This is a genomic window from Cupriavidus sp. C3SS-1 (assembly GCF_057073755.1).
The window spans coordinates 2,047,475-2,061,662 of the sequence record NZ_CP172699.1 but is presented as its reverse complement, the minus strand read 5'-3'; the positions used below and the strand labels follow the sequence as shown (position 1 = coordinate 2,061,662).

The window sequence follows — 14,188 nt, the reverse complement described above, 5'->3', positions numbered from 1 at the left end:
CGGCCCGAGGAAGACAGTATGCAGAACAATTTGATCGTATCCACGCCGTCGGCGTATTCCTTTCCGTTGCTGGTCAAGCAGTTGCTGACCCATTCGCTGAGCCTTTATGGCGACCAGGAGATCAGCTATCGCGGCGAGATGCGCTACACGTACCGCGATTTCCGCCGCCGCGTGGGCCAACTGGCTTCGACGCTGGCCTCGCTGGGCGCGAAGCACGGTTCCACCGTGGCGGTGATGGACTGGGACAGCCACCGCTACCTGGAGTGCTATTTCGGCGTGCCGATGATGGGCGCGACGCTGTTCACCGTGAACGTGCGCCTGTCGCCGCAGCAGATCCTCTACACGCTCAACGACGCCGACGCGGACATCGTGCTGGTCCATCCCGACTTCGTGCCGGTGCTGGACCAGATCCGCGGCGAGCTGACGTGCAAGCCGCGCTTCGTGCTGATGGCCGATGGCCAGGCCGCGCCGCAGACCGAACTGCCGTTGGCGGGCGAGTACGAGGCCTTGCTGGCAGACGCGTCGCCGGACTTCGAGTTTCCCGAGTTCGACGAGAACACCAAGGCGGCCACGTTCTACACCACCGGCACCACCGGCGATCCGAAGGGCGTGTGCTACAGCCATCGCGACATCGTGCTGCACACGCTGACGACCTCGGCCAGCCTGTGCTCGCCGCGCGAGGGTCAGCGCATGCACCGTGAAGACGTGTACATGCCGATCACGCCGATGTTCCACGTGCTGGCGTGGGGCATTCCTTACGTCGCGGTCATGCTTGGCCTGCGCACCGTGCTGCCGGGCCGCTATGCGCCGGACATGCTGCTGAAGCTGCGCCAGCAGGAGAAGGTCACGTTCTCGCATTGCGTGCCGACCATCCTGCAGATGCTGTTGCAGTCGTCGCAGGACAGCGCGCAGGACCTGTCGGGCTGGAAGATCATCATCGGCGGGTCGGCCTTGCCGCCGGCACTGTGCGATGCTGCGCTCTCGCGCGGCATCGATATCTTTGCGGGCTATGGCATGTCGGAAACCGGGCCGATCGTCTCGCTGGCGCAGTTGCCGCCGCGCGTCGCGCCGAAGGACCGCGCGGACGAAGTGCGCATGCGTTGCTCCACGGGGCGTCCGGTGGTGATGGTGGATTTCCGCATCGTCAGCGAAGACATGCAGGACCTGCCGCGCGACGGTACGAGCCGTGGCGAGATCGTGCTGCGTGCGCCGTACCTGACGCAGTCGTACTTCAAGAAGCCGGCGGCTTCCGAAGACCTGTGGGCGGGTGGCTACCTGCATACCCAGGACGTCGCGGTCATGGGGCAGGACGGCTTCGTGCAGATCGTCGATCGCATCAAGGACGTCATCAAGACCGGGGGTGAATGGGTGTCGTCGATCGAAGTCGAAAACCTCATCACCGAAGTGCCGGGCGTGCAGGAGTGCGCGGTAATCGGGGTGCCCGATGCCAAGTGGGGAGAGCGCCCGATGGCGTTTGTCGTCCGCAAGGCCGGGGCCGAGGTGGGTGCGGATTCCATCCGCCAGCAATTGCTCGGACACGTCGATACGCAACGCCTCAGCAAATTCGCTGTGCCCGAGGCGGAACGGATTGCGTTTGTGGCTGAGATTCCCAAGACCAGTGTGGGGAAGATCAATAAGAAGCAACTGCGTGAGAAGGCAGTCTGAAGGGTAGGAAAGGGAGAAGGTTTGGACGCTGGCTCTTGAAGGGGGGTCAGCGTTTTTTTTTGGTTGGCTGGGATGATGAGGTTATCGTTCTTGGCAGGCGCTGCTGTTTCGCCGGCGTAGCCGGCGAGTCACTTTTGTCTCGCGACAAAAGTAACCAAAAACGCGTTTTCGTGGTCGACGAACGGCCCGTGGTGGTGAAGACGGTACAGGGCATAGCCAGACTGCCTGCCGCGTAGATGATCAGGATAGACACGTCAGATGAGCGAACCCGGATTACTTGGTGGCTCCTCCTAACCCCGCCATCGGTAGGACGCCTACGGCTGCGCTGCGCGCACTCTGTGAAAACCGAGGGAAGAGAAGGGAAGGGAAGAGAAGAGAAGAGACAGAAGCACCAGCCTCTGCACCGTTGATGTCGTCCGGCCTGCCGACTACTGAGCCGCGCAGCAGCCGAAGGCGATGATGCGATAACGGTGGCAGTGTCGGGCCACGGACAGTTTCGGGGCTCGTTCAATCATTGCCGGAGAGCCTGCATACGGACGCGCTCCACGCGGCAGGCAGCCGGGCAGACTCTGAAGCTCATACCCGTACGAAATTCTTGGCACACTACGATCAATATTCGTCCGCTAGGACAAGCGACGCGTTTTTTGGTTACTTTTTGTCGCTCGGACAAAAAGTGACTCGCCGGCTACGCCGGCGAAACAGCCGCGCGTGTCAAGAACGCTAAAAAAAAATCGCCCTCCAGAACGGAAGGCGATTATTAATAAAAAAAAATCAAAAATTCAAGGCTGAATATTAAACGCCTTAACAATCTTCCCATTCCTTTCATATTCAGCCTGCAGCGACTGGCTAAGCTGCGGCAGCGTCTGCGCCGCCATCGGCTCATAGCCAAGCGTTTCCATCCGCTCATGAACCTTGGGCGTTGCTGCGGCCTTGTAAGCTGCAGTCTGGATTTTCTGCGCCAGTTCAACCGGCACCTTGGCGGAGGCAATCACCCCGATCCAGTTGCTGAATTCAACATCCCCATATCCCAGCTCCGCAAACGTCGGCACCTGCGGCAGCAGCGGCGAGCGGCTCTTCGAAGCCACCGCGAACGCCTGCACCTTGCCCGCCTTGATCATCGGCAGCGAGGTCACCATGCCGTCGTACATGACTGCAATCTGTCCCCCCATGACCTGGGTCAGCGCTGGCCCTGAACCGGCGAACGGCACATGCTGCAGATCCATCCCGGCCTTCTGGTTCATGATCATGCCGGCGTAGTGCGACGCGGTGCCCGAACTGTAGGAAGCGAAGCTGAGCTTGCCGGGATTGGCCTTGACATAGCTGACCAGGGACGGCAAGTCCTTGGCCGGCAGCGTCGGCGCACCGATCATCACCAGGCGCGACCGCGCCACGGCCGCCAGCGGACGGATGTCCTTCATGGTGTCGAACGACTGCTTCAGAACATGCGGCACTTCGGTCAGCACATTGGTGGCCGTCACCATGATGGTCTGTCCATCCGCCGGCGCCGCCAGCAGCGTGTTGATGGCAATGCCGCCACCGGCTCCCGGCTTGTTGTCCACCACCACCGGCTGCCCGAGATCGACGGAGAGCTGGTCGGCCAGCAGCCGCGCCATGACATCCATGGTGCCGCCAGCCGGCGCCGGCACCAGCATGCGGACCGGCTTGTTGGTCCATGCCATTGCGGCGGGCATGGAAACGATCATGACGGCGGCCAGCGCGGCGCGGCGCAGGCGAAGCAGGGCGGTGCGGTTCTTCATTTTTTTGTTGTCTCCGTTATGAACTTGATTTTAGGCGTGCAAAGGCACCCGTGCCCCGCCGTTCAACGGCACAGGCACGAGTATTGGGAATACGTTCGATACGGACGTGATTCGCTCCCGTTGAGGAAGAACCGCCTTCAGGCGGCAGCACGCGTGGCGATCTGCTTTGCCCGCGCCAAAGAGCGCAGCATGGCTTCCAGCAGCGCTTCCGGCGGGCGCGAGCCCGACACGCTGTGTGTGCCGTTGAAGACGAAATGCGGCACGCCAAGTCCTGCTCGCGGCGGCGAATCTTCGGGGCCATTCAACGCCGGCAGCCATTCCAGGTCATGCCGCACAGGCGTGCCTGCGTTGCCCGGCACCTCGATGCCGCACTCGATCAGCGCGTCGCCGAGCACTTGCCCGTCACCGATGTTCTGGGCGCGCAGGAAATAGCGCGTGAACAGGTTGTCGACCAGCGCCGTCGCGGCCTGTGCACCGTCCTGCTGGCGCACGAAGCGCACCAGCCGATGCGCCAGCAGCGTGTTGGGAAAGGTTTCGATGCGTTCGAGCGCCAACTCCAGGCCGGCTTCGCGCGCGGCACTCTTTACTTGTGCCTGGCGCACGGCGACGGCCTGCGGGCTGCCCAGCCGCGCGACGTAGAAGTCGCGATACGGAATGCCATCGGGCGGCGTGGCGGGAATCAGCGGATACGAGCGCCATTCGACTTGCACGGTAACGTCCGGGCGCTCGCGCGCTAGCAGGTCGATGGCGGTTTCAAGATGCCGTTTGCCGATCAGGCACCACGGACAGATCAGGTCGAAGTACGCTTCGACCGACAGAGTGTTGGTTGGGGTCATGTCTGGGGAGGGCGCGGAGGGTGGGCGCGTAGCGGTCAGGCGCTCGGCGCCGCCGTGCTGCGATTCGGGCGTCGTGTCGGCAGCGCGGCCATGACTTCGGCGCGCTGCACATCGGTCATCTGTTCCCAGCGGCCGATTTCCACGAGGGTCCTGCCACAACCCTGGCAATACTTGCCAGCCAGGTCCATGCGGCAGATGTTGATGCAGGGATTGACGACGGAATTGGACGCGTTCACGGTTCCTTCACTTGCGGTGGCGAGTTTGGGTGACCGAAGTATCGGTGAACGGCGCATGGAAATTTGACGATCCGGGACGGTCGATTTACATTTCGGGACAGTCAGGGAAAACGCGATGTCCTACTACCTTCGCAGTGCCAGCCTTACCAACTATGTGGAAGTGGCCCGCTCCGTGGGCCTGGATCCGCATCAGCAGTTGCGCGCCGCGAAGATCAGCCGCGATGCGCTGCTCGACCCGGATATCCGCATCCCGGCGGAGAAGGTCGGCCGCCTGCTGGATGATTCCGCGCGCGCCGCGCACGTGGACGATTTTGGCGTGCGCATGGCGGAACTGCGCCAGGTTTCGAATCTTGGTCCGCTTGCCTTCGTCGTGCGCGAGCAGCCGACGTTGCGGCGCGCGCTGGAGTCGATGGTGCGTTACATGGGCGTACAGAACGAAGCGCTTGCAATGCGCATGGAAGAGTCGGAGGGCCTTCTGATGATCCGTCTGCATGTCCTCAGCGACGTGCCAGGTACGTTACGGCAGGCCACGGATCTCGCGGTCGGCGTGATCTACCGCTTGCTGAGCGTATGCCTGGGACCGTCCTGGCGGCCGCGCAGCATCTGCTTCACGCACGCGCCACCCGCGAGCCAGGCCACGTTCCAGCGCGTGTTCGGCATGCCAAGCCTGTTCAACCAGGACTTCGACGGCATTGTCTGCGTCGCCGCCGACCTGGAAGGACCGTTGCCGTCGTATGACCCCGTCATGGCGCACCAGGTCAAGCGCTACCTCGGCACCTTGCTGGCCCAGGCAAACACCACGTTGCCCGACAAGGTGCGCGAACTCGTCCACGTGCTGCTGCCATCCGGCATGTGCTCGGTCGACCGCGTGGCGCAGCATCTCGGCGTGGACCGCCGTACGGTCCACCGGCGCCTGGCGCAGGAAAACACCAGCTACTCGGATATCGTCGACGAGGCCCGCGCCAGCCTGGTCGTGCGTTATATCGACAACCGCGAGCGGCCGCTGTCCGAGGTCGCCACGTTGCTGGGCTTCTCGTCGCTGAGCGCATTTTCGCGCTGGTTCGGCGGCCAGTTCGGCTGCAGTGTGTCGAAATGGCGCCTGCAGCAGGACGAAGCCCGGAACAACATGTAGCCGTCGGGTTCTCACCGCGTGGCGGCTGTGACAGAATGCGCCAGCCGCCACCTTTTCATCGCACGCATTGCCAAGGCCTCGCGTGAACGACGTGAACGACTTCTCCGCCACTGTCCCCATCTCCGTCGTCAACGGCTTCCTGTCCGGCGCCGACCCCGCCGCGATGGCACGGCTGGCCGAGTGCTCCGGCATTGCCTCCGAGCTGCTGGCCGAGCCGGCTGCCCGCGTCACGCAGGAACAGTTCGCGACGCTGTACCGGCTGCTGGCGAAGGAGCTGGACGATGAAATGCCCGGCATCTTCAGCCGGCCATTGCGCAACGGCACGCTCAAGTACCTCTGCCTGAGCCTGCTCGATGCGCCACGGCTCGAAGTCGCGCTGCGTCGCTTCGGGCAGTTCTTCCACCTGATCCTCGACGACTTCCGCATGGAATCCCGGCGCGAGGGTTCGGCTGGCATCGTCGAACTGGCAGACAGCACCTGCGCCCCCCCCGCGAGCATGCTGGGGCGCGAGCTGATGCTCAAGCTTGTGCATGGCGTGGCGTCCTGGCTGATTCGCCAGCGCATACCGTTGCTGGCGGTCGAGCTGCCCGATGCCCGGCCGCAATTCGCGAGCGACCATCTTTACCTGTTTCCGGGGCCCGTGCATTTCGACCGGCAGCACACGCGGCTGGTGTTCGACGCGGCCCTTCTGGACCTGCCTGTGCGGCAACGCAAGCCCGATCTCGAGAAGTTCCTGGCACGCGCGCCGGAAGACTGGATCTTCGTCTCGTTCGCAGAGGAGATGACCTGCCACCGGGTGCGCCAGCACGTGGCCGACTGCCTGCCGGCATCGCCCACCATCGATGAGGTGGCGCAGGCGCTGCACCATTCGGTGCGCACGCTGTGCCGTCGGCTCTCGGCCGAAGGCACTACGTTCCAGGCCATCAAGGACGAGGTGCGGCGCGATATCGCCATCCGCCGCCTGACGCGTTCCGAAGATGCCATCGCGGCCATCGCCTTCGACGTTGGCTTCGACAACCCTACCGCCTTTCATCGCGCCTTCCGCCACTGGACGGGCAGCACGCCGAACGCCTACCGGCGCGCGCCGTAGGCGTGCAGCGGCTGGCAAGGCTGGCCGTCGACTGACAAATCATGCCACTTCACGCGTCTCTGGCGTCGCACCGCGCGTGCGCCAGCCTTCGCATGCTGCAATGCGGCACGATTTGTCATTCAAAGGGCGGGTTTAGGTAATCGCTTTCGCGGGGATGGCCCTTACGATCAGGGCCATCAATGATGTCGCAGCACCGCAGGGCTTTGTCCCGGAGCCGGCGCTGCATCGCCGCGAAAGGAATGAGATGAGCTATACCGCGCCCACCAAGGACATGCTGTTCGCCATGCGCGAACTGGCCGGACTGACAAAGATTGCCACGCTGCCGGGCTATGAAGATGCCACGCCGGAAACGGTCGAGGCAGTGCTGGAGGAAGCCGCCAAGTTCCACGGCGAAGTGCTGGCCCCGCTGAACGCCGCGGGCGACCGCCAGCCGAGCAGCTGGAACGACGGCCAGGTCACGACCACCGAAGGCTTCCGCGACGCGTTCCGCCAGTTCGGCGAAGGCGGCTGGCAGGGCGTCGTGCATCCGGCGGAGTTCGGCGGCCAGGGCCTGCCCAAGCTGCTGGCCGCGCCGTGCATCGAGATGATGAACGCGGCCAACATGTCGTTCGCGCTGTGCCCGCTGCTGACCGACGGCGCGATCGAGGCACTGCTCACGGCCGGCTCGGACGAACTGAAGCAACGCTACCTGCCGCGCCTGATCGCCGGCGAGTGGACCGGCACCATGAACCTGACCGAGCCGCAGGCCGGGTCGGACCTGGCCCTGGTGCGCACGCGCGCCGACCGGCAGGCGGATGGTACCTACAAGGTGTCCGGCACCAAGATCTTCATCACCTACGGCGAGCACGACATGGCCGGGAACATCGTGCACCTGGTGCTGGCCCGCACGCCGGACGCGCCCGAAGGCGTGAAGGGCATCTCGCTGTTCCTGGTACCGAAGTTCCTGGTCAATGACGACGGTTCGCTGGGCGCGCGCAACGACGTGGAGTGCGTGTCGATCGAGCACAAGCTCGGCATCAAGGCCAGCCCGACCGCCGTGCTGCAGTTCGGCGACAACGGCGGCGCCATCGGCTACCTGATCGGCGAGGAGAACCGCGGCCTGGAGTACATGTTCGTGATGATGAACGCTGCGCGCTTCGGCGTGGGCGTGCAGGGCATCGCCATCTCCGATCGTGCCTACCAGCAGGCCGTGGCCTATGCGAAGGACCGCGTGCAGAGCCGCCCGGTCGATGGCTCGGCGAAAGAGGCCGTGTCGATCATCCACCATCCCGACGTGCGCCGCATGCTGACCGAAATGCGCGCGCTGACCGAAGGCGCGCGTGCGCTGGCACTGGTGGCCGCAGGCTATTCCGACTTTGCGCACCGGTCGCCGGACGCCGCGGCGCGGGAACAATTCGGCGCGGCCTACGAATACCTGGTGCCCGTCATCAAGGGCTGGAGCACGGAGATGTCGCTGGAAGTGACCAGTCTTGGCGTGCAGGTGCACGGCGGCATGGGCTTTATCGAAGAGACCGGCGCGGCGCAACACTACCGCGACGCGCGCATCCTGCCGATCTACGAAGGCACCACGGCGATCCAGGCCAACGACCTGATCGGCCGCAAGACCGTGCGCGATGGCGGCGCGGCGGCGCGCGGCATCCTGGCCGAAATCGACAAGACCCTGGAAGCCCTGAAGGAATACGCCGACGGCTGCCGCAATGGTGCATGCAGCGCCATGCTGATGCGCCTTGGCGTGGCGCGCCTGGCCCTGGGCAATGCGGTGGACCACGTGGTGGAGAACACCCGCAAGGACCCGAATGCCGTGTTCGGCGCAAGCGTCGCTTATCTGAAGCTGACGGGCATCGTGCTGACGGGCTGGCAGATGGCGCGGGCGCTGATCGTCGCGACGCAGAAGCGTGCCGAGGACGAAGCCTTCTACGGCGCCAAGATCGCGACCGCCGAGTACTTCGCCAATCACATCCTGCCGCGCGCCTCCGCGTTCGAGGCAGCCGTCATCAGCACGACGGGCCGGGACGGTTTCCTGGCGCTAGACGAATCCTGCTTCTGACGCGGCGGACCCGAATACAAGACAACGAAGGAAAGAAGATGGCAATCGAAGGCTACAGCATGGCCACGCTCGACGCGTTCGTCGGCAAGGAACTCGGCGTGTCCGAGTGGGTGGAGATCGACCAGGCGCGCATCGACGCGTTCGCGCATTGCACCGGCGACCACCAGTGGATCCACGTGGACGTGGATCGCGCGCAGCGCGAAAGCCCGTTCGGCGGCACCATTGCCCACGGCTACCTGACGCTCTCGCTCGTGGCGAGCCAGATGATCGAGCTGGGCGCAGTGCCGCACGACGCGAGCGCCGCGGTGAACTACGGCCTGGAGAAGGCCCGCTTCCTGACCCCGGTGAAGGCGGGTGCGCGCGTGCGCAACCGTCTGAGCCTGATTGCCGCCGACCGCAAGGGCGACGGTCGCGTGCTGGTGCGGATGGAGAACGCGGTAGAGATCGAAGGCGAGGGCAAGCCCGCACTGGTGGCAGAGTCGCTCGCGCTGCTGGTCGCCTGAAGCACAAACCAAACACGAATAAACAAAGCAGGACGAGGTGGCAGCATGACAACAGCCGTGAGTACGAGAACGCCGGCAAAGAAGGCAAAGAAGACGACAGCCAGGGCAGCCGCTCCGGCGGAGATCCTGGACAACACGCCGGCCGTGACGGGGCCGAATCCGTTCGTGGGCATGCGGCCGCAGGACCTGGTCAGCACCGCGCAGCAGATCGGCGCGCAGTGCGTGCAGGAACCGACGCTGCTGCTGGAGCAGCAGTCCCGGCTCGCGCAGGACCTGATGGCTGTCGCGAACGGCACGGCGCCCGCGCCCACCACGCGCGACCGCCGCTTTGGCGATCCTGCCTGGCAGGACAACCCGGTCTACCGCATGGCCCTGCAGGGATACCAGGCGTGGCGTGATGCGGTGACCGGTTTCGTCACCCGCTCGGTAATGGACGGCCGCAGCAAGGACCGCGCGCAGTATTTCACCGACCTGCTGATGGATGCGGTGGCGCCGACCAACACGCTGCTGGGTAATCCCGCCGCGCTGCGCAAGACGTTCGAAACCGGTGGCCTGAACCTGGTCAGCGGCCTGGTCAACCTGCTGACCGATACCCTGACCAACCAGGGCATGCCGTCGCAGGTGGACAAGGGCGCGTTCCGCGTCGGCAAGAACCTTGCCGCCACGCCCGGCGCGGTGGTGTTTCGCAATGATGTGCTCGAACTGATCCAGTACACGCCGACCACCGCGAACGTCCATGCCCGGCCGCAGCTGATCGTGCCGCCGCAGGTGAACAAGTTCTATGTGTTCGACCTTGCGCCGGGCAAGAGCATGGTTGAACACCTGCTGCGCAACGAGCTGCAGGTGTTCATGGTGAGCTGGCGCAATCCGACCTCGGCCCACCGCAACTGGAACCTCGACACCTACGTCGGTTCGCTGGTGGAAGCCATCCATGCGATCCGCGAGATCACGGGCAGCCCCGACGTGAACCTGCATGGCGCATGCTCCGGCGCGATGACGATGTCGGCGCTGATGGGCTACTGCGCCGCGCGTGGCGAGAAGCTCGTGCATTCGGCCACGCTGATGGTGTCCGTGTTCGGCCTTGACGCGCAGTCCCAGCTGGGCCTGTTCGCGACGCCGGAAGCCATCGATGCCGCGCGGCAGGGCAGCCAGGCCCGCGGCGTGCTCGACGGCGAGGAACTCGGCCGTGTATTCGCATGGATGCGGCCGAACGACCTGGTGTGGAACTACTGGGTCAACAACTACCTGCTCGGCAAGGCCCCGCCGGCCTTCGACATCCTGTTCTGGAACAACGACACCACGCGCCTGCCGGCAGGCCTGCATGGCCAGCTGCTCGACATGCTGACGCTGAACCAGCTGGCGACGCCGGGCGCGCTGCGCATCCTTGGCGAGCCGATCGACCTGGCCGCAGTGGATTGCGACAAGTACGTGCTGGCCGGCATGACCGACCACATCACGCCGTGGAAGGGCGTGTACAGCTCGGTGCGCGCCTTTGGCGGCAAGACCGAGTTCGTGCTCAGCTCCAGTGGCCACGTGCAGAGCCTGATCAACCCGCCCGGCAATGCCAAGGCGAAGTACTTCCTGAACGACGCGCAAGGGGCGGATCCCGAGGCGTGGCTCGAAGGCGCCACGACGACCCAGGCGTCCTGGTGGGAGCACTGGGGCGAATGGCTGAAGACGCGCTCGGGCGACATGCACGCCGCGCCGTCGGAACTGGGCAGCGCGCGCCATGTGCCCTTGTGCGAAGCGCCCGGACGCTATGTGACCGAGGCCTGATCTCCGGATCTCGGCCCGTCGATTTTGTGACGTAACCTGTAAGGAGAGTTGAAGATGGAAGCCACCAATACCGCCGCCTACAAAAAGGTGTTTGATTTCGTCAAGCAGAACCGCCTGGACCCGGCGGCGATCCTCGAATCGCGCCGCAAGGACATCGAGGCGATCGCCAGCGTGAACGTCACGCTGCTGGCCGGCCTGCAATCGCTGGTGCGTCAGCAGGCCGAGTTCCTGACGGACACCGCCGCCGAGCTGCAGTCGCTCGCGCGCCGTGGCCAGGGCGCCGACGGCGAGTCCGCGGCCAAGGTCTCGGAAGTGCTGCCGCGCTCGCTGCAGAAGGCCGTGGCCGGCCTGCGCGGCCTGACCGATACGGTGTACAAGGCCCAGGCCGACAGCGTTGCCACGGTGGGCAAGCGCCTGGCGGAAAACGTCGAAGAGGTGAAGGGCATCCTGCGTCCCAAGCAGTAAGCGCAAGGGAAGCATGGCCGCCCCCGGCCATGCTTCGCCGCCATTCTCTCCGGGACACTTGATGACGACAAACAACACCAGCCTCGACGCTGGACAAATCATGCAGACCCGAACGGTAGACCTGGACGGGCAGGAACTCAGGGTCGGCATCCGGCCCGGCAGCCGCGCGCATCCGCCGCTGCTCATCTTCAACGGCATTGGCGCCAACCTCGAACTCGTCGAGCCGTTCGTCGATGCGCTGGAGGACGTCGAAGTCATCATCTTCGACATCCCCGGTGCAGGGCACTCTCCGGCGCCATTGTTTCCCTATCGCTTTTCCAACCTGTGCGTGATGGCCGACAAGCTGCTGTCGCGCCTTGGCTATGCGGGACCCGTCGATACGCTCGGCGTTTCATGGGGCGGGGCGCTCGCGCAGGAGTTCGCGCGGCTGTATCCGCGGCGCTGCCGCCGGCTGGTGCTGGCCGCGACGTCGCCCGGTGTCCTGATGGTGCCGGGCAGTCCGTCCGTGCTCACGAAGATGATCGGCGTGCGGCGGTATTCCGATCCGCAGTACCTGCAGCGCGTGGGCGCGGAGCTTTACGGCGGGGCTTTCCGTGACGACCCGTCACTGCTCGACGAGCATGGCCGTCATATGCATCCGCCGCGCGGACGCGGCTACCTTTACCAGCTGATGGCCGCATGGGGCTGGAGCAGCCTGCCATGGCTCGGGGCGCTGAAGCAGCACACGCTGGTGTTGCATGGCAGCGATGATCCGATCGTGCCGCTGGTGAATGCGAGGATCCTGGCAAAGTGCATTCCGCACGCCACGCTCCGAGTTTTCGACGATGACGGCCACCTTTTCCTGCTGACCGCCGCCGGTGAAACGGCGCGCGTGGTGGCGGAGTTCCTGCACGGGAACAGCCACTGAGGATAGCGTGCGGGAGTTTCAGGAACTCGGTACGCCGGGCGCCTGCTCCTGCACGAAGCGGTTACGGCCGGTGCGCTTGGCCTGGTACATGGCGCTGTCGGCGCGGCTCAGGAGGGTGTCGATCGCCGGCATCTCCGGAATCGCGCAGACCGCGCCCAGGCTGATCGTGACCACCGGCTGGGTCGGCGAGCCGTCGTGCGGGATATCCAGGCGGCGCACCGCCGCGACCAGCCGCTGCGCCAGCGCGTGCGTGTCCTGCGGGCTGGCTTCGGGCAACACCACCGCAAATTCCTCACCGCCCAGGCGCGCGCAGAACTGGCCAGGCTCCAGTTCGCTGACCAGGGCGCCTGCCACCTGCCGCAGGCACGCGTCGCCGACCGGATGGCCGTAGAGATCGTTGAACTGCTTGAAGCGATCGATATCGAGGATCATCAATCCCAGCAAGCTGCCGCGTGCAAACGCGCGCTCGGCGGCGGCGTGCGCTTCGCGCTGGAAATATCGGCGGTTGGGAATGCCGGTCAGCGCGTCGATGTCCAGGTCGGCCTGGATGCGCGACAGCTGCGCCTGGGTCTGGCCCAAGCGCTGGGTCAGCGCCAGTTCGCGCTCGCGATAGCGGGTGATATCACGCAGGAAGACCAGCGTGCCGATGCGCTTGCCGTCCATGCGACGGACCGCCTCGGCGCACAGTTCGAACGGCATGCCGGGCGGCACGATCGGCACCGCATTGCCGGCCGTCTCGGACAGCACGCTTTCCAGCGCCGCGGGCGCCGGCCGGTTCCGGGCAATCTCCGGCAGCAGCCGCGCGCAAGCCGGGTTGAAATCCACCACCATGCCCTCGGGGCTCACGATCACGCAGCCTTCGCCGAGGGCATCGAAGACGCGCAGCCGCGCGTAATGGCCAATGTCGCCAAGATGCGTGCGCAGGGCGCAGAACCACACCAGCACCGCCATCAGCGAGAACGTGGCAGGCGTCAGGTCGCCGCCCAGCGGGCCGGTCCAGCGCACAAGGTAGGCCGCGTGCGCGCTCAGCGGAAGCAGCAGGGCGCCGGCGAGGATATTGCGGCCCCGTCGCGACAGCGCTTCGTTCGGCACTTCGGCGGTCAGCAGGAAGTACAGGCTCAGGGCCAGCAGCCCGTAGGTCCACGCGGCGGCCAGGGCATAGCCGGGGCCGTGCTCGAACACCGCTCCCGGCGCAACGCCAGGCGGCGAGAGCGTGATGCGGGTCCAGATCCAGTGGTGGTATTCGTTGGTAAAGACCAGCGCGACCGTCACGGCCGCCGCCAGCCATGGCAGAGACAGGATCGACCACGGCACCACGTAGCGCGGCCGGCTCAGGTGCGCCATGGCTACAAGCCAGCCGATCGGAACGGCGACGATGCCGAAATACTGGATCTTCGCCCAGAGGATGCGCCAGTAAAGGTCTGGCGAACTGACCTCCAGCAGCCGCCCGCCACTCCAGATCGCCACGCCGACCGCCAGCGTCAGGAATGCCCTGACGGTCGGATCATCGCGCCGCGGCAGGGCGGTGAAGATCATGCCAACGGCACCGACTACGGCAATCGTCAGGCAAAGGACTAGAGGGTAGAAAGGCATGGGTCGCGGCTGGCCCGGAGGGCATCGCAGGTCGTCTGCCTTGCCTGCCCTGAATGGTGGCGCCCATTATAGATCGGGCTCCGGCCGACTCCACGCCACGGTATCGGGCTGGCTGTCGGCGGGTTGCCGGAAAGCCAGCGACGCTGGTTCTTGGTGGGGGCAGGCAAAGAAAAAAAACGGC

The 14,188-nt window shown here is 65.2% G+C and carries 12 protein-coding genes; 8 read left to right on the top strand and 4 right to left on the bottom strand.

The window, feature by feature from the left end; translation table 11 throughout:
- Nucleotides 1-18 precede the first annotated feature (18 nt).
- The gene (locus ACIGJC_RS09515; protein ID WP_483708539.1) at nucleotides 19-1,665 is read left to right on the top strand and encodes a fatty acid--CoA ligase; all 1,647 of its coding nucleotides are present in this window, start codon (nucleotides 19-21) and stop codon (nucleotides 1,663-1,665) included.
- Nucleotides 1,666-2,444: 779 nt separating this feature from the next.
- Here the strand turns inward: ACIGJC_RS09515 and ACIGJC_RS09510 are convergent.
- The 3 genes from ACIGJC_RS09510 to ACIGJC_RS09500 all read right to left on the bottom strand — a co-directional run bounded on the left by ACIGJC_RS09510 (nucleotide 2,445) and on the right by ACIGJC_RS09500 (nucleotide 4,494).
- The gene (locus ACIGJC_RS09510; protein WP_483708538.1) at nucleotides 2,445-3,422 is read right to left on the bottom strand and encodes a Bug family tripartite tricarboxylate transporter substrate binding protein; all 978 of its coding nucleotides are present in this window, start codon (nucleotides 3,420-3,422) and stop codon (nucleotides 2,445-2,447) included.
- 137 nt (nucleotides 3,423-3,559) lie between these two features.
- The gene (locus ACIGJC_RS09505; protein ID WP_483708537.1) at nucleotides 3,560-4,258 is read right to left on the bottom strand and encodes a DsbA family oxidoreductase; all 699 of its coding nucleotides are present in this window, start codon (nucleotides 4,256-4,258) and stop codon (nucleotides 3,560-3,562) included.
- A gap of 35 nt (nucleotides 4,259-4,293) precedes the next feature.
- Nucleotides 4,294-4,494, bottom strand: a complete 201-nt coding sequence (locus tag ACIGJC_RS09500; RefSeq protein WP_483708536.1) for a DUF1289 domain-containing protein — start codon at nucleotides 4,492-4,494, stop codon at nucleotides 4,294-4,296.
- Between the two features lie 115 nt (nucleotides 4,495-4,609).
- Between ACIGJC_RS09500 and ACIGJC_RS09495 the strand changes: the two genes are divergently transcribed.
- The 7 genes from ACIGJC_RS09495 (at nucleotide 4,610) to phaZ (ending at nucleotide 12,414) form a co-directional block, all read left to right on the top strand.
- A complete protein-coding gene (locus ACIGJC_RS09495) occupies nucleotides 4,610-5,626 on the top strand; it encodes an AraC family transcriptional regulator (RefSeq protein ID WP_483708535.1) in 1,017 nt (338 codons plus the stop codon).
- A gap of 163 nt (nucleotides 5,627-5,789) precedes the next feature.
- The gene (locus tag ACIGJC_RS09490; RefSeq protein WP_483711508.1) at nucleotides 5,790-6,716 is read left to right on the top strand and encodes an AraC family transcriptional regulator; all 927 of its coding nucleotides are present in this window, start codon (nucleotides 5,790-5,792) and stop codon (nucleotides 6,714-6,716) included.
- Between the two features lie 244 nt (nucleotides 6,717-6,960).
- Nucleotides 6,961-8,763 carry an acyl-CoA dehydrogenase C-terminal domain-containing protein gene (locus tag ACIGJC_RS09485; protein WP_483708534.1) on the top strand — a complete coding sequence of 601 codons (1,803 nt, stop codon included), beginning with the start codon at nucleotides 6,961-6,963 and terminating at the stop codon, nucleotides 8,761-8,763.
- Between the two features lie 38 nt (nucleotides 8,764-8,801).
- The gene (locus ACIGJC_RS09480; RefSeq protein WP_483708532.1) at nucleotides 8,802-9,266 is read left to right on the top strand and encodes a MaoC family dehydratase; all 465 of its coding nucleotides are present in this window, start codon (nucleotides 8,802-8,804) and stop codon (nucleotides 9,264-9,266) included.
- Nucleotides 9,267-9,311: 45 nt separating this feature from the next.
- On the top strand, nucleotides 9,312-11,042 hold the full coding sequence (locus ACIGJC_RS09475; RefSeq protein WP_483708530.1) for an alpha/beta fold hydrolase: 1,731 nt from the start codon (nucleotides 9,312-9,314) through the stop codon (nucleotides 11,040-11,042).
- 54 nt (nucleotides 11,043-11,096) lie between these two features.
- On the top strand, nucleotides 11,097-11,507 hold the full coding sequence (locus ACIGJC_RS09470; RefSeq protein ID WP_483708529.1) for a phasin family protein: 411 nt from the start codon (nucleotides 11,097-11,099) through the stop codon (nucleotides 11,505-11,507).
- 100 nt (nucleotides 11,508-11,607) lie between these two features.
- A complete protein-coding gene (gene phaZ, locus ACIGJC_RS09465; RefSeq protein WP_483708527.1) occupies nucleotides 11,608-12,414 on the top strand; it encodes a poly(3-hydroxyalkanoate) depolymerase in 807 nt (268 codons plus the stop codon).
- 18 nt (nucleotides 12,415-12,432) lie between these two features.
- On the opposite strand, the gene ACIGJC_RS09460 is transcribed toward phaZ, so the two are convergent.
- Nucleotides 12,433-14,007 (bottom strand): GGDEF domain-containing protein, encoded by a 1,575-nt coding sequence (locus ACIGJC_RS09460; RefSeq protein WP_483708526.1) that lies wholly within the window; start codon nucleotides 14,005-14,007, stop codon nucleotides 12,433-12,435.
- Between the last annotated feature and the right edge of the window lie 181 nt (nucleotides 14,008-14,188).